Origin of the sequence: Mesorhizobium sp. M9A.F.Ca.ET.002.03.1.2 (assembly GCF_003952365.1) — a bacterium.
Taxonomy (GTDB): Bacteria; Pseudomonadota; Alphaproteobacteria; order Rhizobiales; family Rhizobiaceae; genus Mesorhizobium.
Map to the genome: position 1 here is coordinate 3,556,236 of NZ_CP034443.1, position 22,329 is coordinate 3,578,564.

Consider the following 22,329-nt stretch of genomic DNA (forward strand, 5'->3'; position numbering starts at 1 on the left):
CGATTTGCGGCGCAACGCGCCGTTGATGATTGCCTCAGACACCGAGATAGGCGTGCAGCTTGTCGATGTTGGCGTCGAGTTCGCCGTTGGGGATCGTGTCGATCACGCGCCCCTGTTCCACCACGTAGTGCCGGTCCGCGACCAACGCGGCGAAATGAAAATTCTGTTCGACGAGCACGATCGTGAATCCCTCGTCCTTGAGCCGGGCAATGGTGCGGCCGATCTGCTGCACGATGACGGGCGCAAGCCCTTCGGTCGGCTCGTCGAGCAGCAAGAGCTTCGCGCCCGTCCGCAAGATCCGGCCGATGGCGAGCATCTGCTGTTCGCCGCCCGAGAGCTTGGTGCCTTGGCTCGAAAGCCGCTCCTTCAGGTTCGGGAAGAGCTCGAAAATCTGCTCCACGGTGAGCCCGCCGGGGCGCACCTGCGGCGGCAGCATCAAATTCTCCTCGACCGAGAGGCTTGAGAAGATCGCGCGCTCCTCCGGGCAGTAGGCGATGCCCATCTGTGCGATCGACCGCGACGGCAGCTTGATCGTCTCCCGGCCGTCGTAGGTGACCGAGCCCGAGCGCTTGGAAAGAATGCCCATGACGGCCTTCAGCGTCGTCGTCTTGCCGGCGCCGTTGCGGCCGAGCAGCGTCACCACTTCGCCTTGACCAATCTCGAAACTCACGCCGTGAAGCACATGGCTCTCGCCGTACCAGCCCTGCAGGCCATCGACGCGCAGCAGAGGTCTCGCCGAGGCGGCAGCAGCCGGCCTGTTCGCAAATTCAGCTTCAGTCATGTCCAGCCCCGATATAGGCTTCGATAACTCGCGGATCCTTGGAAACGGCGGCGTAGTCGCCTTCAGCGAGGACTTTGCCGCGTGCGAGCACGGTGATGCGGTTCGACAGCGAGGCGACGACCGACAGATTGTGCTCGACCATCAAAATGGTGCGGTTCTTGGAGATGCGGCGGATCAGCGCCGAGATGCGCTCGATGTCCTCTTGCGCCATGCCGGCCATAGGCTCATCGAGGAGCAGCATTTCGGGGTTCAGTGCCAGCGTCGTCGCGATCTCGAGCGCGCGCTTGCGGCCGTAGGGCAGATCGCTGGCGCGGATATCCGAAAACGCGGTCAGGCCGACATCGGCGAGAAGAGCCGCAGCCTCGCTATTGAATTGGGAGAGCACTTTCTCGGAGCGCCAGAAATCGAAACTGTCGCCGCGCCGGCGCTGCAGCGCGATGCGGACATTCTCGAGCGCCGTCATGTGCGGAAACACCGCCGATATCTGGAAGGAGCGCACAAGGCCCAGCCGAGCGATGTCGGCCGGCTGCATCCTGGTGATGTCCCGGCCTTGGTAGCGGATCGCGCCGCGCGTTGGCTGCAGGAATTTGGTCAGCAAGTTGAAGAGAGTCGTCTTGCCTGCGCCATTGGGGCCGATCAGCGCGTGGATCGATCCCCGCTCCACCGTCAAATCGACATTGTTGACAGCAACAAAACCCTTAAATTCCTTAGTCAATCCCGCTGCTTCGAGGATTGCTCCGGAATTCATGCGCGGCGGCCTTCGCCCGTCATCGGCGTGAAAACGTGGAAACGCGCTGCGAGGCTGTCCGCCCCCAGGGTGACTTCCATGGTTTCCTCCCGTGGCTTCCCCGTTCGCAAACAAACGACCTAATGCACATCGCGTCAAGGCTGCAATTTTTCAGAAGCGTCGAACTTCGCGAAACGTTTGAGCCAACGTCCTTGGCGCAGGGCCGCCTGGAGAAGCTGGCGAGCAGTTGGAATGACATCCGATAGGGCGGTCATTGACCGCACTAGGCGTTGTTGCCGAACCCGCTTCTGATGCCGGCCACTGCCTGTACCGCGCCCTTGATACACCGGAGTCATCCTCTAGTTACCTCCGTGGGCACCTCGGTCGCGAGTTTGCCTGGAGGTAGCGGCAGTTGCGCCGTTCTGACTGCATGCCGCGGAAAGACGGTTGGACCGACGCACTTATGGAGGTGGAAGTGCGTCAATCCCTTGGATCCAGCTGGGTATATTTCGCATTCGCGTGCTCGATCGCGATAGCTTGCGCAGGAGCTGCAGCCGGCGCCCAGGGCGGCGGAGGGCACGGGGCTGGCGGCCAGAACGGCGAAGGCCATGGCGCTGGCAGCGATAAAGGCGGAGGCCATGGCGCTGGCAGCCAGCGCGGCAAAGGCGGCGCGCACAAAGGAGCTGGCGACGACGCGACCAGCACGAGGGCCGCCACTGCCGCCAGTGTCGTCCCGTCTGTAGAGGCTGGACAGTCGCTCGGCCTCCCGCCCGCACTCCAGCCTCCTGGCGACAGTCAATTAACTGTCAGTCCAATCAAAGCGCTGCCGGGCGTCCCGGACGAAGTCGTTCGCGCCTGCCACGATGCAATCGAGGTGGCCGCCGCCCCGTTTGGCGCGACCAGTGTGCGCGTCAGCAGCGCAGGTTTCATACGGCAGTTGAGCCCAGATATGATCTCGGCTCCCATCAAGGTCAGCATCGACTATGGACGGCAAGGCAAAGTGGAAACGCGGCAGGCGCCGGTCAATTGCGAATTGAACGCGAAAGGCAGCGTGGTCGGGCTGACATAGCGCATCGCGGAACCCCTCGCCGGCGAGAGCAGATGAATTCGAATGGGGTGGTTCATCCTGGCCTTCAACAGCAGGACAGCGCCAGTCGTTTTGGTAATCACTCCAATGTCGCGTAACTTGGCCTGAGGGAATAGGGAAGTGCGATAGAACGCATTCGGGCAATCCGCGACGGATTGCGAACCTTGCTGCGTGCAGTCTTCTGGCTGAAAGCCTTCACCCGGCTGGTATCGGCTGCGCGGCCAGAGCGCGGCTTCAGCGGCTGCTCAATCTGCGCGCTGCGACGCTCAGCCCTGAGCCTGTCATTATCCGCGCGCGCGGCGGCCAGGTCGCGTGCAAGAGAAACTGTCGCTTCACGTTGCTTGTCCAGAGCCTCCTTCAGTCTGGCGACCTGTATCAAAAGTGCTCGGGAGGCGTCGCTCTCGAGGCGAGCTTTATCGAGAACCTGATGGGTCGAGACTGCTGCGGCGCGTTCTCGTGCCAGAGCCTGCGCTGTCTCGGTTGCAGTTTGCTCGGCACGCTCTTTCGCTGAGACTGCTCTGACTCGCTCCCGTTCAGCCGCGTCGCGCTCGAGGCGAGCTTTTTTCAGCTCGTCACGAGTCGACGCTGCTGCAGCGCGTTCTCGCGCCAGCGCCTGCTCCGTCTCGGCTGTGGTCTGCTCGACGCGTTCTCTCGCTGTGACTGCACCGGTCCGTTCCTGCTCAGCCGCGTCTGCGCGCTCCACGAGCGCGGCATTGGACAGGTTCATTTCGGCGAGATCGTCACGAAGGTCCTCTGACTTCCGGCGCTCGTCGTCGAGCATTCCGCTCGCTTGCGCCAGCGAAGCCTTGGCCTTAGTGCGATGCTCGGCGGCGTCGGCCTCAAGCTGTCCAATTTGCGCCCGCGCTCGCGATAGATCACGCGTCAGCCGTTCGGTTCGCTGACGCTCCAGATGAGCAGCGGGCATCTCCGTAAGGACATAGTTGGTGGCTTCGCGCAGCAGCGCGCGGGCATCTCCCACAATGCGCTGCAACGCATCAAGCGTGCGGGCTGCCGCGAGGTCGTTGCGCAATCGCTCCTCGCGTGCGTTGTCGGCGGCTGCCATGCTTGTCCTCAGCGCGTCGATCTGCTTATGCGACTCGAGGAGCGCTCCCTGCAGAGCGGCGCTCCTGGCGCGCTCGCCTTCCGCCGCCCGGTGATCCTGGCTTGCCAATTCCCTCGCAGCAGTTGCCTGAGCACCGGCTGCCCCCAATTTCGCCTGGGAAGCCGTGAGATCCGGGCTGAGCAATTCGACACTCATGCGCTCGTCACCGTGAGCTGTTCTACGCATGTCTAATGCAGCATTCGCCTGTATCTCGAAGAGTCGCGAAGGGTCCGGATGGGCCTGGCCTTGAGCCTGCGAAATGGCGGGGGCGCTGTCGACCCAGTTTTGTCTCGGCATCGCATAGCCAAGCGGCGCCGCCAGACAGATTGCAACGCCGAAGCGGGACACAAGACCGATCGGCCTGCGAACGCGAGGAGATGAGGCCGTCGCGATGGTCAGGTCGGAATCCTGAGCTGTGACCTTCAAGCCGCCACGCGCCGGATTGGCCAACTGAGCAACTTTGCGCGGGCCAGCCTTATGACGCAACTGGTCATCGATTTCTCTGATCGACGCCGCAACTCGGCCGGATTGCGGTATGTCCGTCGCGGATGCGAAAGCGTTGGGTTGGGCCACTAACGAGCTCTCGCAAGGTTCGGAAATTACGTCGAAATACTCGATTCGCACCCCGAACCGAAGGTACTTGGCATGCTGAGGCGGAACGTCCAGGTCTGCCGTGTCTGAGGTCACGGCAACCTGAGAAGAAGCTGGCTCGGTTGCAACGTCGATCGGGCTTTCCCAATCCCAAGAAGATTCCTCGGTGGGATCAGATATGCCTTCGCTGAGGTCGGCATCTGGTTTCATGTGACGCCGTTGGACAGAGATAAGGATACGCCTGAGCACAAGACAGACGCCCACCGATGCAAGTGTTGCTATCCCGCCCAGGACGGCGAGATCTGCGTTGTTTGCGTAAATTTCGGCAAGGTGATTTGGCATTGCCGGGCCTGTGCGTTTTGGTGTGTATCCTCAAGCTCGCGAAGCGGTGTTTGGTCCCTTACCTTGGTGCTGGCTAACGCCGTTGGTCGCCCTCGAAGCTGTTACTTTCTCCAGTGCACGAATTGCTGTTGCATGGCGCAGCGCCGGTTGCGCGCTAATCGACATGCCGGCGCAGATGGATACTTGAAGATGCCGTGGTAGCCGATTCTCTGCCGCTCTTGACGACGGCGAAGTTGCATTGCGGGCATTGGGAAAGTCAGACCAACAGAAAATAGGCTGGGAGAGAGGGACATTGCAGCGCTTCGCATTCTAGAGGTTAGTCCAGCGTCTCGACGATGAAGGATGCGGCAATCAAATCGTCGGCATCGATTCTGCCCTTGCCGTCCTCCATGGCGGCTGCAACCTTTCGAAAGGTCTCCAGTTCGCGCACGGTAATCCGGGCTCCGCGCATCCTCTCGTTGAGGTCCGTCACGCGCATTCGGAGTGCCTGGGACGCTCCAATCTCACGGTTCGACATCGCGATCACATTCCTCCTTGCTTGGCCACACGCCGCACCTTTCGGCATGGCGGGTCCTCCCAGTCGCTTAGGTCATTCAATGATTTTGATGATCTTGCGTGTGCCTGGATCAACGACAACGGTCCGGTTGTCGACCACCACGTAACGATATTCGGTGTCGGGGACTTCATGAAGCTCGACGGTATCGGGCAGCGGTGAGCCGATATTGAGCTCCACTCCAGGGATTTTCACCGATGCAAGCGGCTGCTTTTTTACATATTCCCTGATGACGGTCTCCTGTTCAGGCGCGATGATCACGTCCTGAGCGGCAGCGGCGCCGACACCTGCCAGCAGCAGAAATCCCGCGGCTGTGGAAAGATGCATTCTCATAGCTATCTCCTTCGTAAGATCTTTTGTGCTGGGGCGCGCTCGGTCCACCCAAACCTGAGGGAACCGCAAACGTTCCTCAGTTGGGCTTCGGTCTGATCCGACGTAAGACCTAAGTCTTTCCTGTTTCGCGCAATAGGCTGGCCATTAACCGTTCGGTAACCCTCCGAACTCGAAAGTCAGAAAGGAGTGGCTCCTTTAGCCCCGATAAATGTTAGGGCTGATATCGGAGCGAGACAAAGGAGAAAAGACCGGGATGGCCACGGTATTGAACGCCAAGGGCGTTCCACTCCCCTACAGCGGGTCCTCCGTAAAGTGGTACTCGGCGACGAATTCCGGCCCAACGCTTTATGGCAGCATCTACAACGACTCGATCTACGGCGATGGCAGCGTCACCGTCACAATGTATGGCGGCAAAGGCGATGACATTTATTATCTGTATGCCTCGAAAAACAAGGCGGTCGAGCTGCCCAACGAGGGTGTCGATACCATCTCGACCTGGATGAGCTATACGCTTCCAGCAAATTTCGAGAACCTGACGGTCACCGGCGACAAACGCTATGCTTTCGGAAACGCGCTAGACAACATCGTTACCGGCGGCTCCGGCCAACAGACGCTCGACGGCTTGCAGGGCAACGACGTGCTCAAGGGCGGATCCGGGGCGGATATTTTCGTCGTGACCGAAGGTAATGGCAGTGACCTTATCCTTGACTTTCGCGCCGAAGATACCGTGCGCGTCGGGAGCTACGGCTTCACCTCCTTCGACGAGGTGCGTGCCAACATGGTCCAGTTGGGAGCCAACGTCCGACTTAATCTGTCCGATAGCGAGTTTCTCGTCTTCGCCAACAAGACTATCGGCGAGTTCACCGCAAGTCAGTTTAAGCTGGCCGTGGACAGGTCGGCTTTGGAACTTACATTTTCCGATGAGTTCGACACGCTGAACCTGTGGAATGGCTCGAGTGGCACCTGGGACTCGAACTTCCCGTGGGGAGCCGCGAACGGCAGCTCGATCACGAGCGCCAACGAGCTTCAATGGTACATTGATACCGACTACGCTCAGACGAGTTCCGTCAACCCATTCAGCGTTGAGGACGGTGTTCTCACGATTACTGCCGCCCAGGCTCCTGCGGCGATCCGGCCCTACATAAACAATTACAAATACACGTCAGGAGTGCTGACGACCTACGAATCCTTCGCGCAGACCTACGGCTATTTCGAAATTCGCGCCGACATGCCCGAAAATCAAGGTGTATGGCCTGCCTTCTGGCTTCTCCCGGCGGACGGCTCCTGGCCACCGGAACTGGACGTCATAGAGATGTTCGGTCAGGATCCAAACAAGCTCATTCTGACGGCTCACTCGAACGCGACGGGAACTCAAACGAAAGTGGGCGCGACGGCCTATACCTCGGATACCGAAGGCTTCCACACATACGGGGTGCTGTGGACAGAAGACGAACTCGTCTGGTATTTCGACGACGTCGAAGTTGCACGTGCCGCAACGCCTGCCGACATGCACGATCCGATGTATATGGTGGTGAATATGGGGGTTGGTGGCCTCGCGGGAGCGCCCGCTGACGGGCTTGCGACGCCTGCAGAAATGCAGATCGACTACATCCATGCCTATGCGTTGAACGATTGGATTATCTAAGCGTAATACACGACGGTGGGTTCGGCACGGACACGTTCGGCAGGCCTCGGGCGCGATCATTGCGGCCTGAGACTGAACTGATGTGAAGGCGATGTCGCATCCCCATCCATCCGAGCCGCCGCGAACGGCCCTCGCGGCGGTTCTGGCTTCCTTCCGGCGAGCGTTGGCGGGAATTGCGTTGATGAGCGGCGTCGTCAATGTTCTGGCACTGACCGGCTCGTTCTTCATGCTGCAGGTCTACGATCGCGTCATACCTGGCCGCAGTGTGCCGACGCTCGTCGGGCTTGCCGTGTTTGCCGGCACCCTCTTTGTTTTTCAGGGCGTTCTTGAGCTCATCCGGTCGCGGCTGCTCGTGCGTGTTGGAATGGCCCTGGACGCGCAGTTGAGCGGACAGGCCTTAACCGCCCTTATGCATTTGCCGTTGCGCACCAAGCTCGCAGGCGACGGCCTTCAGTCATTGCGCGATCTGGACCAGGTGCGGTCGTTTCTGTCGAGCATGGGCCCGACCGCGCTTTTCGACCTGCCGTGGATGCCGCTCTATCTCGCAATCTGCTTCCTGTTCCACTTCTGGATCGGGATGACGGCACTGGCCGGCGCTGTGATACTCTTCAGTCTGACGTTGTTTGCCGAAGCGCGCACAAGAGAACCTGTGAAAAGGGCCAACGGCCAGGCCGCAGCGCGCAACATGCTTGCCGAGGCGACGCGTCGCAATGCCGAGGTTCTGCAGGCTATGGGCTTTGGCACGCGCATCGCTGAGCGCTGGTCCAGCGTCAACGCCGATTATCTGGACACGAACGCGAAAGCCAGCGATTTGGCTGGGACCCTAGGAACGCTCTCGAAGGTCCTGCGCATGATGCTGCAGTCGGGCATCCTGGCGATTGGCGCCTACCTGGTCATTCATCAGGAAGCCACGGCCGGGATCATGATCGCCAGTTCGATCATGATGAGCCGGGCGCTCGCACCGATCGAACTGGCTATCGCCCACTGGAAGGGCTTCGTCACCGCGCGCCAGGCATGGGCCCGGCTGACGCAGCTTTTGGCGCTGCTTCCCAAAACCATACCGACCGTCTCGCTAGCGGCGCCTATATCTGCTCTTTCGGTCGAAGGCATCAGCGTCACGCCGCCGGGCGAGCCCCGTGTGGTCGTGCAAGACGTCGCCTTTGCATTGGAAAAAGGCGCCGGCCTCGGCATCATCGGACCGAGCGCTTCGGGCAAATCGTCGCTCGTCCGTGCGATTGCCGGCATATGGCTCCCGGTCCGCGGAACCGTCAGGCTGGATGGCGCAACGCTCGATCAATGGTCGCCGGAACAACTGGGCAACCATGTCGGCTACCTGCCGCAGGATGTGCAACTGTTCGACGGCACCATTGCCGAGAATATCGCGCGCTTCGAACCGCAAGCGCCATCGGACAAGATACTTGAGGCCGCGCGAGCAGCCGGGGTTCATGATCTCGTCATCCATCTGCCGGAAGGCTACGAGACGCGGATTGGCGAGGCAGGGTCGGCGCTTTCGGCCGGCCAGAGGCAGCGGGTTGCGCTCGCCCGGGCTCTTTATGGCGACCCGTTCCTGGTCATCCTCGATGAGCCGAATTCCAACCTTGACGCGGAAGGCGAAGCCGCCTTGACGGAAGCAATCCAGGGTGTGCGTGCACGTGGCGGCATCGCCGTCGTGGTGGCACATCGGCCGAGCGCGCTTGCAAGCCTGGATCAGGTCCTGGTCATGGCAAATGGCCGCGTCCAAGTGTTTGGCCCCAAGAATGATGTCTTGAACAAGGTAACCCGTCCGGGAGGCGTTCCTCTGAAGGTCGTCTCTGGTCCTGAAGGATCTCCATCCTGATGGCACAACGCACTGCATCCGCGATTGACCGGACCCTTCGGCGCTATCTGCTTGGTGGGGTCGCAGCTTGCATCCTTCTGATTGGTGGCGCGGGAAGCCTGGCCGCCGTTACCGAGATATCCGGGGCTGTCATTGCTTCGGGAAAGCTGGTCGTCGATTCCAGCGTCAAGAAGGTACAGCATCCGACGGGTGGCGTTGTCGGTCAAATCTCAGTCCGGGAAGGCGATGCCGTAAAGGCGGGTCAGGTTTTGATCCGCCTCGACGAGACCGTCACCCGGGCCAATCTGGCGATCGTCACAAAGGGCCTGGACGAATTCGAGGCCCGCTTGGCGCGCCTCGAGGCCGAGCGTAGTGGCACCGAAACGATTTCATTTCCATCTTCGCTCACGTCGCGGCAGGACGGTCATGAGATCGGCCGTGCGATGGCCGGCGAGCAGTCGTTGTTCGAATTTCGCCGGCAAGCACGCGCTGGCCAGAAGGCTCAGTTGAGAGAGCGTATCGCTCAGCTCACCGAAGAAGTTTCCGGCCTGACCGAGCAAAAGCATGCCAAAAGCCAGGAAATCGAGTTGATCGGGTTTGAACTTGAGGGGATGCGCAAACTCTGGCAGCGCAAGCTGGTCTCAATTGACCGCATAACCGCACTCGAACGCGATGCCGTCCGGCTTCAAGGCGAGCATGGGCAACTGACTGCGGCCATAGCGCAGTCGAAGGGCCGTACGTCCGAAATCCGTTTGCAGATCATTCAGATCGATCAGGATTTGCGCAGCGAGGTGGCGAGCGAACTGCGTGACGTCCAGGCAAAGATTTCCGAATTCGTCGAGCGCAAGGTTTCGGCCGAAGATCAGCTCAGGCGGATCGATATACGCAGTCCGCAGACCGGCGTCGTACATCAGCTCGCTGTGCACACAGTCGGGGGCGTTATTTCTCCCGGAGAGCTGATCATGCTCATTGTTCCGGTCACCGACGACCTGACCGTCGAAGCGCGTGTGGTTCCGCAAGATATCGATCAGCTGACACCAAGGCAGACCGCAACCTTGCGGCTTTCGGCCTTCAATCAACAGATAACGCCGGAGCTGAATGGTGTGGTCCGGGAAATTTCCCCGGATCTCAGTATCGATGAGCAAAGCGGCGCCGGCTTCTATACTGTGCGTCTCAGCCTGCCACGCACCGAACTTACGAGACTGAAAGGCCTGGTTCTGACGCCAGGCATGCCTGTCGAAGTATTCTTTTCGACCGGCAGCCGCACGATGTTGTCCTATCTCGTAAAGCCTTTGGCCGATCAGGTCCAGCGGGCATTCAGAGAGCAGTGAGTTGTGCTGCTCCCGTTGGGCTGCACGGTCGCCGGGCATGCCATTGCTTGAAGCTCTTCGTCGGGCGCCAGCCAGACACCACGGAGAACGGCAAGGCAACATGGCATATCCGAACGCTCTGCCGCGCCTAGGGCATTCAATTCCCGTATGGCTAGTTGGTCTTCAATTGGCCGACGCGATTTTCGGCGATCCAACGGGCGGCGAGCACCAGCGCGCCCATGCTGAAATCCTTACCGTGCCTGGCCACCATTTCTTCCGACAGTCTGGCGAGCCGTTCGAAAAACTCGTCCTTGCTCTCGTCCTCGGGAGTGGGTGCGGTTTGCATTTTTTCCTCCTGTCTCTTGCGGGTCTGTTTCCGTCATTTGAACATTTGCACGGGAAAGGTGACGATCGCGGCGGTGCCGTCGACGGCGCCCACCGCCAGATGCCGCCCGTCGCCGGACCAGGCAAGCGCGATCACCGCACTGCCCAAGGGCCTGACGAGGAGTTCGCCGGGCGCGCCGATCTGGGCGATGCTGATCCGGCCGTTGGCGTAGCCGGCCGCGATGAGTTTCTTCTCCGGGTGCGCCGCCACGGTTTCGATCAAAACCAGCCCGGTGCGGCCCGTCTCCAGTGCGCCAGACTTTTTGTCGCCGAGGGGAGGAGCGGTCATCGACCAGCCGGCGATCCGGAATGCGCCCGATGCGAACAGCGCATTGTTCGGCAGGCTCCAGCACACCGTCCGGACCGGTGAGGGAAATCCCGCGACAATGTCAGTCCGGCCATCGGCTACGCTGACCAGGGCAAAGCCCCCGGCTTCGAGCCCGCAGGCCAGCCATGTGCCGTCGCCACTCCAGCGGATCGATACCGGGCGCGCCGAAAAAGACACCTCGCGTATCGGGGTGGCGTCGCCGTCGACCGCCCAGATCGATAGTCCATTATCCAGGCCGCTGGCTAGGTACCGCCCATCTGGCGAAAAGGCGAGAGCCTCCGTGGGCTGTGTCGCTCCATGTCGCAATCTTATCGCATCGTCTTGGTTGCGCGACAGGAAGACGTCCTGGCCGTTGCTGGCGGCCGTCGCCGCCCCCTTGGCACTATGGTCGATGGCGACGATCGGTCCATCGATCTTGACCAGCGCTTCCACAACATCTCCGCCCGCAGTCAGATGCACCGCTTCGCCCCGCGCCGTTCCGACGAGGAAGCTAGACCGAAGATAGCTGGCGAGCGGGACGTCTCCATCTCCCAACGCAACGGTGGCGATCAGCGGCGCCGGTGACCTCTCCCGCGGGCGGATCGTCGTCTGGCCGAGATCGCCGCTCACCCTAATTCGCGACTCGGGCGGCTCCTGGTCGGCTACCGCAGCGATGGCAACCGTTCCGTCCACGCAGGTGAATGCAACAGCCGAGCCATCAGTGCTGAAGCGCAGATTGGCGATCGCCGACGCGCGATGCCAGCTTCGCGCCAGAAGGTCGAACAAGGTCAGGTTCTGTATCGCGTGCTGGTTCATGACCATTCCCTTCGTCAGTTACCCCTCGGTCGCCGCGAGGCTGCGGTCGACGTCCTCGACGTCGCTCTCCGCGGCGACGATGCGCTGCTCGCACGCCGCGCATGCCAGCATGGCCGCCGCGGCTCTCTCCTCCGCCTCATGCAAGTCCTGCACCAGTTGCGCGCTGGCGCCGCTCCTGCCGATTTCGAGCTCCAGGCGCAGCACATCCATCTCGACACCGGCACGTTTCTGATTGAGCCGCAGCGCCTCGGCTGTGAGCGCGGAAACGTTGGCGACGAGTGCCAGCCGTCGCGGGAGCAGCGCGTCACGATCGGCAATTTGATGCATCGGATCCTCCGTCATTCTTCGCTTCCAGGCGCCGTTCCCGGCGGTTTTTCGAAAGCCGACAGCAATCCGGGTAACGTGCCGGCCTGCGATTGGAATTGCTTTTCGGCCGTTTCGATGTGGCTCTTGAGCTGATCCCAGATGTCGACCCGGATCATCGATGTCGTGTCGCCGGTGAGGTGCTCGATCTCGTCGATGCGGAACTGGCGCGACAGCGAAACACCGGAAAACACGAACTCGCGCAGCAGATCGCATGGTTCTCGATGAACAGATGGATCATCGGATGCGTTTCCGTGGTGATGCCGCTGGTGGCAAGCTCGGCCCGGATGAAGTCCTGGAAGTGGCTCTGCAGGCGGTACTGGCTCTCGCCCATGAAGCGCATGACAAAGACCAGGTCGCGGGGCATCAGCCTGACAAGATCGCCGGTGACGCCGTCGGCCTGGCTCGACATTGGCCCTGGTGGCCGACGGCTGTCCTTGTCGTTGGGCATCGTCTCTCTCCAGCGCTAGACCCATTCATGGGCTGTTGCGCTCAGATAGTATACGGAGATTGTGAATTGAATAGATGAAAATGTATTTCTGCATATGCTGCGAGTGCTAAGTAATATGTTGCAATTGCGAAATAAATATAAATATTACAGGTGTAATTTACAACTGTAAAAGAACGTTACGGTGGCTGTCTTTTCAGATATCGAAAACAGCTTTGTTTCCGCTTGAATGCCGACGGTAGACCCTATTTCCAATCTGGCACGGCGCTTGCTTCGTTCATTTTCACAAGAAGCCCATCGCGCTTTTACGCGGTGCCAAAAGAACGAAGGAACGGAGGAAGCAGGGACAAGTCACGTCCGCTTCGATACGCCCATCGCAAGTGCGGTTGGTGCCGCGGTCTCTGCCCTCGAAAACCTTTGCCACGATCCACTTGAATGGCCGGACCACGAGTCGCGCCTGAACGCGCAACCCTTTGTCATGCCGTTCGCACTCTCACTGGCGGTGCCGTGCGCCGCCTCATGCCGGGGGTCAAGGGACCTGCGGCTCAACTTGGTGGAGGCTTATGACCATGACGTCTCTGACGCTCAACAAGATAACCTCGCAACGCGGAATCTCCGTTGGCGAGGCAACCAAGAAGATTGCAGATCTCGGCTGGAATCCTTCCTACGTCCAGGAAGCGATGACGTTTCCGACGGACTACAAGATCAACAAGACGCCGCGCGACCCAATGAAGCAGGTCCTGCGGTCTTATTTTCCGATGCAGGAAGAGAAGGACAATCGTGTCTACGGCGCGCTGGATGCGGCGTTGCGCGGCGACATGTTCCGCAACGTGGAACCGCGCTGGGTCGAGTGGATGAAACTCTTCCTCGCGATCATTCCGTTCCCGGAAATTTCTGCTGCCCGCTCGATGGCGATGGTCGCCCGTATCGCGCCGGGTGAGGAGCTCAGAACCGGCTTCACCATGCAGATGATCGACGAGTTCCGTCACTCGACGATCCAGATGAACCTGAAGAAATGGTACATGGAGAACTACATCGATCCGGCCGGCTTCGACATCACTGAGGAAGCCTTCGGAAAATGCTACGCGACGACCATCGGCCGGCAGTTCGCGGAAGGCTTCATCACCGGCGACACGATGACCGCCGCCTGCATGTACCTGACCGTGGTCGCCGAGACCGCCTTCACCAATACGCTGTTCGTCGCCATGCCTTCGGAAGCCGCCCGCAACGGCGACTATGCGCTGCCCACCGTCTTCCTGTCGGTGCAGTCGGACGAGAGCCGGCATATCGGCAATGGCCACTCGCTGCTGATGGCCGCGCTCAAGGAGCCGGAGAACCACCTCTTGCTCGAGCGCGATCTGCGCTACGCCTTTTGGCAGAACCATGCGATCGTCGATGCGGCCATCGGCACCTTCATCGAATACGGCACCACCAACCGCGACAAGAACAAGGAGTCTTACGCGGAAATGTGGCACCGCTGGATCTATGAAGACTACTATCGCACCTACATGCTGCCGCTCGAGAAATACGGCATCAAGGTCCATCACGATGACGTTCAGGCGGCCTGGGAGCGCATCACCAAGAAGAACTATGTCCACAAGGTCGGACAGTTCTTCGCGGTCGGCTGGCCGGTCAATTTCTGGCGCATCGAAGCCCAGACCGACAAGGACTTCGAGTGGTTCGAGCACAAATATCCGGGCTGGTACGCCGAGTTCGGCGACTTCTGGAAATGGTACGCCAAGCTCAGCCACAAGGGCGAGAAGGTGCTGCTGTTCAACAGCGACGTCGGCTACGTCTATCCGCACCGCTGCTGGTCCTGCCTCGTTCCCTGCCTGATCCGCGAGGACATGGTTGTCGGCGAGATCGACGGCCAGCTGCACACCTTCGCCCACGAACTCGACAAATGGACTGCCACCGTGGCGTTCGCCGACGAGTATCAGGGACGTCCGACACCCGCGATGGGCCGCTTCAGCGGCAAGCGCGAGTGGGAGACGCTCTATGACGGCTGGGATCTGGCCGATGCGATCAAGGACCTGAACTTCGTCCGCTCCGACGGCAAGACGCTGGTCCCGCAGCCGCATATGCGCTTCGACGACAAGGAGATGTGGACGCTCGACGACGTACGCGGCAACACGCTCGGGTCGCCGCTCAACGCGCTGCGTGCAATGTCGCCCGCGGACCGTGAGAAGCACCTAGCGGAATACCGGGCCGGCTTCACCATCAATCCCTGCAACTGATCAGGCCAAAGGGGGCGGGTTCGTCCCGCCCTTCCTTTCACTGGAGGTCCGTATGTCGGAAACCCACACGGTCAGGCTCAGCCCGGTTGGCGTCGAATTCGATGTCGAGCATGGCGAAACGGTGCTCAACGCTGCGTTCCGCCAGGGCATCGCGCTGCCGCACGGTTGCAAGGAAGGGCAATGCTCCGCCTGCAAGAGCGTGTTGCTCGAAGGCGAAGTCGACATGCTCAAATACTCGACGTTCGCGCTGAACGACATGGAGAAGGAGAGCGGCCACGTCCTTTTGTGCCGCTGCATCGCCTACTCCGATCTGGAAGTCGAGCTTCTCAACTACGACGAGGAGATTTTGGCGAAAGCGATCGCCGTGAAGACGTTCAAAGGCCGGATTGCTCGAATCGAGCACCTGACCCACGACATTCGCGGCATCGAGATCGAACTCGGCTCGCCGATAAAGTTCTGGGCGGGGCAATATGTCGACATCACGGTTACCACGGAAAAAGGGGAGACGATTACGCGCTCGTTCTCCATGGCAAATACGCCGGACCAAACCCAAAAACTCTGCTTCATCATCAAAAAGTACCCTGAGGGAAAGTTCTCCGGAGAACTCGATTCCGGAGGAATCAAGGTCGGAGCCGAAGTCACCGTCGTCGGACCCTACGGAACCTGTTTCCGCCGGGAAGAACGGCAAGGACCCCTAGTCCTGGTTGGCGCCGGCTCGGGCATGTCGCCGATCTGGTCGATCCTCAACGACCATCTGAAGAGCGGTGAGAAACGTCCGGTCTATTTCTTCTACGGCGCCCGCACCCGCAACGACCTGTTCTATCTCGACAGGATCGCCGAGCTGGTCGGCAACCATTCCGACGTCACCTTCATTCCCGTGCTGTCGCACGCGACTGATGACGCCGAATGGCAAGGCGAACGCGGTTTCGTACACCAGAGTGTCGACGCCAAACTCAAGCAGCTGGCGGTCGACGGGCAGGGCGATGTCCATGCCTGTGGCCCGCCGCCGATGATCGATGCGCTTCAGCCGGTTCTGTTCATGAACGGGTTCGAGACGGAGCGGATCTTCTTCGACAAGTTCACCACATCGACAGGTGCTACGCCGACCCACTGAGGGCGGCCACGCAACTGCAACCACAACTGCAACAAGGGAGTGAAGACTATGCCAGCTACCTCGAGTTCAGTCGGATCCGGAGCCGCCGGCGCGGCGATCTTTGCCGACTCCGACAGCCGGAAGTACCGGTATTTCGACCCGAAGGGCCAGCGCGCCACGCACTACGAAGACATGACGGTCGACGTACAGCCTGATCCGGAGCGTTACCTGATCCAGGACTGGATCATCTCCTTTGCCGACGGCAAGGGCGCTTATGTCAAGCAGAACACCGCCGCGCAGAGCTCCAACTGGCATGCCTTCCGCGCCCCCGATCAGGAGTGGGAACGCACGCACTACCAGCGCCAGTCGAAAATCGAGACGATGGTGCAGAGCGTCATCAACAATGCCCGCAAGTCGGGGGCGCCGAAGACCTTCGACAAGGCCTGGGTCAAGATCCTGCAGACGCAGCTCGGCGCCTGGAAACACGCCGAATTCGGGCTCGGCACCTCGCTGATGCAGGCGCAGCGTTACGGCTATACCCAGATGATCAACAACGCGACGCTGACCAACTCGTCCTACAAGCTGCGGCTTGCCCAGGACATCACGCTCTACCTTGCCGAAATCGGCATGGACTTGCCCGGCTGGGACGACGAACTTGGCAAGAAGGCATGGCTCGAGGACGCGAACTGGCAAGGCACCCGCGAAGCGGTCGAGACCATCATGGGCGCGACCGACTATCTCGAACAGTATTTCGCCATCAACATCATCTTCGAGCCGCTGGTTGGGGAAGTATTCCGCTCTGGCTTCCTGATGCAGATTGCCGCCGCCAATCATGACTTCATCACGCCTGCAGTAATCTCGGCAGCCGAAGCCGACTATGAACGCAACCTCGCCAACACGATCGACCTCATGTACTTGCTCGCCAATGACGAGAAACACGGCGTGGCGAACAAGAAGCTTTTCCAGGGCTGGGTCAGGAAGCACAGCGCGCTCGCCGACAAGGCAGCCATCGGCCTTCAGCCGATCTGGTCGATGCCGCATTCCAAGCCGGTCGCATTCGCGGATGTCCGCGCCAAATCCGAAGAGCGGATTGGCCAGATACTCGGCGAACTCGGCCTCAAGCGCTGACAAAGGGAGAAATCGTCATGTCAACTGCAGCACGCGACGCATCGCAATCCAACATCTTCAGGTCGATGAAGGACATCACCTTCGAACAGACGATTTCGCATCAGTGCGGCGTCACCATGAACGACTCCGTGGAAGCCAGGGCCATCGCTGAATTCATGGGCCAGAAGCCGGGGGTGACCATCACCTACCAGCCGGCACTGATCCGTATCGACGGTGACGGCAAGCTGATCTTCAAGATGGACGCGATCGGTGAATATCTCGGGCGCGAGATTTCGGCCGAGACCTTCGAGGTCAACACCTCCACGCACTACGGCCGCATGGTTCGCGTCGACGACAACACCGTGATCCTGTTCGGCAACATGGACGAGATGTTCGAATACATCGAATAGCCACCAAAAAAAACAGGCGCGCCGCCTGGTTGCGGCGCGCAGCCCGATCAACGCAATCAGTGCTGAGGGAACCATGTTTATCACACCGGAAGGCAAGGAAATCTTCGTGGTCGACGGCCACACCCATTTCTGGGACGGCAGCCCCGAAAACCAGAAGAATATTCATGGCAAGCAGTTCATCGAGTGCTTCTACGCCTATCACACGGGGCTGAGCCCCAAGGAACAGCTGTGGGAGAAGAGCAAGTTCGAAAAGTACAGCGCCGACGATCTCTATCGCGACCTGTTCGTCAATGGTCCCGATGATGTGGCGATCGTGCAGTCGACCTATCTCAAGGATTTCTACAAAAACGGCTTCAACACGATCGAGCGCAATGCCGAGGTGGCCAAGCGCTATCCGGAGCGTTTCATCGTCAACGGCGCCTTCGATCCGCGCGACGGTGAGAAGGCGCTCGAATACATCCACTTCCTCAAGGAGACCTACGACGTCAAGGGCGTGAAGATGTACACGGCCGAATGGAACGGCGCCTCCAAGGGCTGGAAGCTCACCGACCCCGATGCCTACAAATGCTTCGAACTCTGCGACAAGCTCGGCATCAGGAATATCCACGTCCACAAGGGGCCGACCATCATCCCGCTCAGCAAGGACGCCTTCGACGTGCATGACGTCGACCACGCGGCGACTGATTTCCAGAACCTCAACTGGATTGTCGAGCATTGCGGCTTGCCGCGCCTCGACGATTTCTGCTGGATCGCGACGCAAGAGACCAACGTCTATGGCGGGCTGGCGGTGGCGCTGCCGTTCATCCATTCGCGCCCGCGCTATTTCGGCGAGGTCATCGCCGAACTGCTGTTCTGGATCGGGCCGGAGAAAATCCTGTTTGGTTCCGACTACGCGATCTGGACGCCGCGCTGGCTGGTCGAGAAGTTCTGGGCCTACCAGATTCCCGAGGATATCGCGGCAGAACGCGGCGTGCAGCTGACCGACGAGATCAAGGAGAAGATCCTCGGCCTCAACGCCGCGCGTCTCTACAACATCGACATCGAAGCCAAGAAGGCGGCGCTCGCCAGTTCGCCCTTCAGCATCGCGGCGGAGTAGGGGCCATGGCAACCGCCAGCGTTTCCAGTAGCCGCGAGAACGAACTCTGGCGGCGCCTTGGTGAAGTCAACGACCCGGAGCTCGACGAACCGATTACCGAGATGGGCTTCGTCGAGCGGGCCGAGATGACGGGCGATGGCAGCGTGGAGATCGACTTCCGCCTGCCGACCTATTGGTGCTCGCCCAACTTCGCGTTCCTCATGCTGGACGGCGTCCGCAAGGTGCTCGACCAGCTCTCCTGGTCGCCTGCCTATCGGGTGAAGCTCCTCGACCACATGTTTGCCGAAGAGGTCAATCGCGGCATGGAGGCCGGCAAGGCTTTCGGCGACATATTTGCCGAGCTTGCCGAGGATCAGGATCTCGGCGCTTTGCGCGAAACCTTTGGGATGAAGGCATTCAAGCGGCGCCAGGAGGCCGTGCTGCGCCGCTTCCGGCAACACGGCCTGACCGACCAAGAAATCCTCGGCATGGACCTGCCGGCATACGACGTCGCGCGGTTCGAAACGGGCGAAGCGGCCAACCAGAAGCCGAGGTACCGAGCGGCTCTGCTTGAGCGCTTTCCCGACCGCAGGGCGGATGACCCTGTCTTCGTGACATGGGAAGGGCAGCGCATACCAACCGGCGCGCTCAGCGCGCATCTCGCCGAGTTGCGCAGTGTGCGTATCAACATGGAGTTCAACGGCGCGCTTTGCCGTGGGCTCAAACAGACAAGATACAAGGAACTGGGTGTGGTCGACGGCGAACCGACGCTGGTCGATTTCATCATGGATCGCGTGCCGGCACGCGCCGCGCCAGCCGCCTGAGGCAGAACTGACAGCAACGGCCTCCCTTGCACGAGGCCCCTAACCAACAACCCGCCCGTAAGGCGGAAGGAGGAATCATGCCCAAGATAATGCTCCACAATTCCGACGCGCGTCGAGCTCTTGCTCGCGGCGTCTTTCGGTTGGCCGCCGCCGTCGAGCCGACGCTCGGCCCCAAAGGCATGAACGCCATGATTGACAGGCCAATCGGCACCCCGATGGTGACCCGCGACGGCGTCAGCATCGCTTCCGAGATCGAGCTGCACGACCGTTTCGAGAACATGGGCGCGCAGGTCGTGCGCGAAGTGTCGATGCAGACCAACGAGGTCGCCGGCGACGGCACCACGACTGCCATCGTGCTCGCCAACGCACTCATCCAGGGTGGCATCGAAGCGAATGAGCGCGGCGCGAAATCCGTTGATCTGTGCAAGGGTATCGACCTTGCCGTGGCGGCGGTGGTGGCGGCGCTCAAGGCTTCGGCCAAGCCGGCCAAGGGCAACGGCATTCTCGCTTCGGTCGCGAACATCGCAGCGACCGATGCCAGGCTTGGCGCGCTGGTGGCGGAAGCGCATCAGCGGGTAGGGGCCGAAGGCGTCATCACCACCGACTTCAGTGTGACCACCGAGACCACGCTTGATGTGGTTGAGGGCATGTCCTTCGAACGCGGCTATCTCTCGCACCACATGGTCACCGATCAGGAGAAGATGGAGGCGGTTCTCGAACGGCCCTACATCCTGATGACCGACCTCAAGATCAAGGAGCCCGAGGCGCTCGATGCGGCTCGCCGCATTGCCGACGAGGATGGTCAGCCGTTGCTGATCGTGTCCGAGGAAATGTCGCCGGAAGTGGTGGTGACGCTGCTCGGCAAGCAGGGACCTGGAAAATACCTCGTCGTCCATCCGCCGGAATACGGCCATTGGCGGAAGGCGATGATGGAGGATCTGGCCATAATCACCGGCGGCAAGGTGATCGCCCGCGATCTCGGAGGCCGGTTGGAGGACATCACCGCCGACGATCTTGGAACCGCTGACCGGGTGAAGACCAGTTCGTCCTACACCTCGATCATTCGCGGCGGCGGCGACCATGCGACAATCGCATCGCGCCGCGCCCAGGTGCAGCGGCAGTATGAAGCCTCGCCGCCGAACATCGATCAGGACAAGCTGCGCGAACGCCTGGCCAAGCTTTCTGGAGGCACCGCGATCCTCTATGCCGGCGGTGTCACGCCGGTCGAGCAGAAGCGAACCATACAGCTCATCGAGGATTCACTGAATGCGGTGCGCGCCGCTTCAGAAGAGGGCGTGGTCGCCGGCGGCGGCTCCGCACTCGCCCAGATCGCACCGCTGCTCGACAAGGTGGCGGCGGGCGTCGACGGAGATGTCGCAGAAGGCGTGCGCCTGGTGCGGTCGGTGCTGTCGAGGCCGCTCTGGCGTATCGCCGCCAATGCCGGCGCCGATCCCGAAGCCGTCGTGGCGGAAGTCACGCGCATCAATGGCGGCTACGGCTACAACGCGTCTGCCGGCAGCTACCAGAACATGTTCGAGGCTGGGATCATCGATCCGGTCCGCGTCACCTATACAGCACTCGCCAACGCCGCTTCGGTGGCAACGCTGATCCTGACCACCGAAACGCTGATCGGCCATCTCGCCGAGGACGAAGACCCGACGGCCGGACCGGCGCGCGGCGGCGGCTCTGAAAAGCTCGGCCGCGCCTGAAGAAATCCGAACAATCTCGACGTTGAGAGGATACGACGATGAAAGCTGCCAGACTTTACGAATACGACCCGCGCATGAACGTCCAGCTTAAGATCGAGGAGGTCGCGGCGCCGACGATCACCGCCCCCGACGAGGTGATCGTGCGGGTCGGTGCCGCCGGCCTCTGCCGCACCGACCTGCACATCATCGAGGGCGTTTGGAAGCCAACCATGGACCCTGAAGGTACGCTTCTGCCTTACATCATGGGCCATGAGAATGCGGGTTGGGTGGAGGAGGTCGGCAGCGGCGTCAGATCGGTCAAACGCGGCGACGCCGTGATCTGCCATCCCTTCCGCTCGTGCGGCATCTGCCTCAACTGCCGACACGGCGAGGATATGTACTGCGACAACGGCCAGTTCCCCGGGCTTGGCATGAATGGCGGCTTCGCCGAGTATTTCATCACCAGCGAGCGCTCGCTGATCAAGCTGAACGCCAATGTCACGCCGATCGAAGTGGCGCCGCTGGCCGACGCCGGCATCACCGCCTACCGCGCCGCCAAGCGGGCGGCCAAGCTATTGAGGCCAGGGAGTTACTGCGTCCTGCTCGGCATAGGCGGGCTCGGCCATATCGCGCTGCAGTCGCTGCATGCGATTTCGGGCTGCCGCATCATCGCCGTCGATCGCGAGCCGGCAGCACAAGTGCTCGCCAAGGATCTCGGCGCCGACTTCGTCCTCGATGGCGGGCCTGATATCGTCGAGGAGGTCAGCCAGATCACCGACGGCGGCGCCCATGTGGTCATCGATTTCGTCGGCGAACTCGGCGTCGAGAACATCTGCTGGAAGATGGTGCGCAAGGGCGGCCAATTGTTCGTCGTCGGCTATGGCGGCACCGTCAACGTGCCGACCGCGCATCTGGTCATCGAGGAGATCAACATCGGCGGCAGCCTAGTCGGCAATTTCACCGAACTTGTCGAACTGATGGAGCTGAACGCCGACGGCAAGGTGAAGATGCACTACACCGAATACAATCTCGCCAACATCAACACCGCGCTCGACGACTTCAAGAACCGGCGGTTCACCGGCCGTGGCGTCATCGTACCATAAAATTGCCTAATGCATGTCGCGCAAAAATGGTGCAGCGATTTTGCGATAACGACATGCATAAAACAAGGACTTAAAGCGCGTCGCATGAATCCGTTCAAACGCGACGCGCTTTAGACCCGCTGAGGGCGAGCTCGCGCCGAACGCCAGTATTCCTCCCACCCATGGCGCAAATGCCATGGGTTTCGTT

The 22,329-nt window shown here is 60.7% G+C and carries 21 protein-coding genes; 12 read left to right on the forward strand and 9 right to left on the reverse strand.

Annotated elements, in window-relative coordinates:
• Positions 1-34: 34 nt before the first annotated feature.
• Positions 35-781 (reverse strand): ABC transporter ATP-binding protein, encoded by a 747-nt coding sequence (locus EJ066_RS17085; RefSeq protein WP_126039923.1) that lies wholly within the window; start codon positions 779-781, stop codon positions 35-37.
• Entirely contained in the window at positions 774-1,529 is a 756-nt protein-coding gene (locus tag EJ066_RS17090; protein ID WP_126039925.1) for an ABC transporter ATP-binding protein, read from the reverse strand. The genes EJ066_RS17085 and EJ066_RS17090 overlap by 8 nt, the downstream gene beginning before the upstream one ends.
• 442 nt (positions 1,530-1,971) lie before the next feature.
• Between EJ066_RS17090 and EJ066_RS17095 the strand changes: the two genes are divergently transcribed.
• Positions 1,972-2,577: a hypothetical protein gene (locus EJ066_RS17095; protein WP_126039927.1), complete on the forward strand. Its 606-nt coding sequence runs from the start codon at positions 1,972-1,974 to the stop codon at positions 2,575-2,577.
• 97 nt (positions 2,578-2,674) lie between these two features.
• Here EJ066_RS17095 and EJ066_RS32090 read toward each other — a convergent pair whose 3' ends face one another.
• From EJ066_RS32090 to EJ066_RS17110, 3 genes are all read right to left on the reverse strand, one after another.
• The gene (locus EJ066_RS32090) at positions 2,675-4,498 is read right to left on the reverse strand and encodes a hypothetical protein (RefSeq protein ID WP_245454916.1); all 1,824 of its coding nucleotides are present in this window, start codon (positions 4,496-4,498) and stop codon (positions 2,675-2,677) included.
• A gap of 448 nt (positions 4,499-4,946) precedes the next feature.
• Positions 4,947-5,108 carry a hypothetical protein gene (locus EJ066_RS17105; RefSeq protein WP_348629257.1) on the reverse strand — a complete coding sequence of 54 codons (162 nt, stop codon included), beginning with the start codon at positions 5,106-5,108 and terminating at the stop codon, positions 4,947-4,949.
• Between the two features lie 111 nt (positions 5,109-5,219).
• A complete protein-coding gene (locus tag EJ066_RS17110; RefSeq protein WP_126039929.1) occupies positions 5,220-5,516 on the reverse strand; it encodes a DUF1236 domain-containing protein in 297 nt (98 codons plus the stop codon).
• A 253-nt stretch (positions 5,517-5,769) separates the two neighbouring features.
• On the opposite strand from EJ066_RS17110, the gene EJ066_RS17115 reads away from it, so the two are divergent.
• From EJ066_RS17115 to EJ066_RS17125, 3 genes are all read left to right on the forward strand, one after another.
• Positions 5,770-7,161: a family 16 glycosylhydrolase gene (locus EJ066_RS17115; RefSeq protein ID WP_126039932.1), complete on the forward strand. Its 1,392-nt coding sequence runs from the start codon at positions 5,770-5,772 to the stop codon at positions 7,159-7,161.
• 91 nt (positions 7,162-7,252) lie between these two features.
• The gene (locus EJ066_RS17120) at positions 7,253-8,998 is read left to right on the forward strand and encodes a type I secretion system permease/ATPase (RefSeq protein WP_126039934.1); all 1,746 of its coding nucleotides are present in this window, start codon (positions 7,253-7,255) and stop codon (positions 8,996-8,998) included.
• Positions 8,998-10,308, forward strand: a complete 1,311-nt coding sequence (locus EJ066_RS17125) for an HlyD family type I secretion periplasmic adaptor subunit (RefSeq protein ID WP_126039936.1) — start codon at positions 8,998-9,000, stop codon at positions 10,306-10,308. The genes EJ066_RS17120 and EJ066_RS17125 overlap by 1 nt, the downstream gene beginning before the upstream one ends.
• Before the next feature lie 151 nt (positions 10,309-10,459).
• Here the strand turns inward: EJ066_RS17125 and EJ066_RS31430 are convergent, their stop codons facing one another.
• The 4 genes from EJ066_RS31430 to EJ066_RS17140 form a co-directional block, all read right to left on the reverse strand.
• The gene (locus EJ066_RS31430) at positions 10,460-10,633 is read right to left on the reverse strand and encodes a hypothetical protein (protein ID WP_189644292.1); all 174 of its coding nucleotides are present in this window, start codon (positions 10,631-10,633) and stop codon (positions 10,460-10,462) included.
• 33 nt (positions 10,634-10,666) lie between these two features.
• Positions 10,667-11,794 carry a WD40 repeat domain-containing protein gene (locus tag EJ066_RS17130; RefSeq protein WP_126039938.1) on the reverse strand — a complete coding sequence of 376 codons (1,128 nt, stop codon included), beginning with the start codon at positions 11,792-11,794 and terminating at the stop codon, positions 10,667-10,669.
• An 18-nt stretch (positions 11,795-11,812) separates the two neighbouring features.
• The gene (locus tag EJ066_RS17135; protein ID WP_126039940.1) at positions 11,813-12,136 is read right to left on the reverse strand and encodes a hypothetical protein; all 324 of its coding nucleotides are present in this window, start codon (positions 12,134-12,136) and stop codon (positions 11,813-11,815) included.
• Positions 12,137-12,272: 136 nt separating this feature from the next.
• Complete coding sequence (locus EJ066_RS17140; RefSeq protein ID WP_210211028.1) at positions 12,273-12,608, reverse strand: hypothetical protein; 336 nt, start codon at positions 12,606-12,608, stop codon at positions 12,273-12,275.
• A gap of 566 nt (positions 12,609-13,174) precedes the next feature.
• Between EJ066_RS17140 and EJ066_RS17145 the strand changes: the two genes are divergently transcribed.
• From EJ066_RS17145 to EJ066_RS17180, 8 genes are all read left to right on the forward strand, one after another.
• A complete protein-coding gene (locus EJ066_RS17145) occupies positions 13,175-14,842 on the forward strand; it encodes an aromatic/alkene/methane monooxygenase hydroxylase/oxygenase subunit alpha (protein ID WP_040584337.1) in 1,668 nt (555 codons plus the stop codon).
• Between the two features lie 52 nt (positions 14,843-14,894).
• Entirely contained in the window at positions 14,895-15,956 is a 1,062-nt protein-coding gene (locus EJ066_RS17150; protein WP_126039942.1) for a 2Fe-2S iron-sulfur cluster binding domain-containing protein, read from the forward strand.
• 48 nt (positions 15,957-16,004) lie between these two features.
• On the forward strand, positions 16,005-17,063 hold the full coding sequence (locus tag EJ066_RS17155; RefSeq protein WP_126039944.1) for an aromatic/alkene monooxygenase hydroxylase subunit beta: 1,059 nt from the start codon (positions 16,005-16,007) through the stop codon (positions 17,061-17,063).
• Positions 17,064-17,080: 17 nt separating this feature from the next.
• Positions 17,081-17,452 carry an MmoB/DmpM family protein gene (locus EJ066_RS17160; RefSeq protein WP_126039946.1) on the forward strand — a complete coding sequence of 124 codons (372 nt, stop codon included), beginning with the start codon at positions 17,081-17,083 and terminating at the stop codon, positions 17,450-17,452.
• Between the two features lie 73 nt (positions 17,453-17,525).
• Positions 17,526-18,548 (forward strand): amidohydrolase family protein, encoded by a 1,023-nt coding sequence (locus EJ066_RS17165; RefSeq protein WP_126039948.1) that lies wholly within the window; start codon positions 17,526-17,528, stop codon positions 18,546-18,548.
• Between the two features lie 5 nt (positions 18,549-18,553).
• Positions 18,554-19,351, forward strand: a complete 798-nt coding sequence (locus tag EJ066_RS17170; protein WP_126039950.1) for an iron-sulfur cluster assembly protein — start codon at positions 18,554-18,556, stop codon at positions 19,349-19,351.
• Between the two features lie 77 nt (positions 19,352-19,428).
• Complete coding sequence (locus EJ066_RS17175) at positions 19,429-21,060, forward strand: molecular chaperone GroEL (protein ID WP_126039952.1); 1,632 nt, start codon at positions 19,429-19,431, stop codon at positions 21,058-21,060.
• A gap of 38 nt (positions 21,061-21,098) precedes the next feature.
• Positions 21,099-22,142, forward strand: coding sequence for an NAD(P)-dependent alcohol dehydrogenase (locus EJ066_RS17180; RefSeq protein WP_126039954.1), 1,044 nt, complete (start codon positions 21,099-21,101; stop codon positions 22,140-22,142).
• The last annotated feature ends 187 nt before the right edge of the window (positions 22,143-22,329 follow it).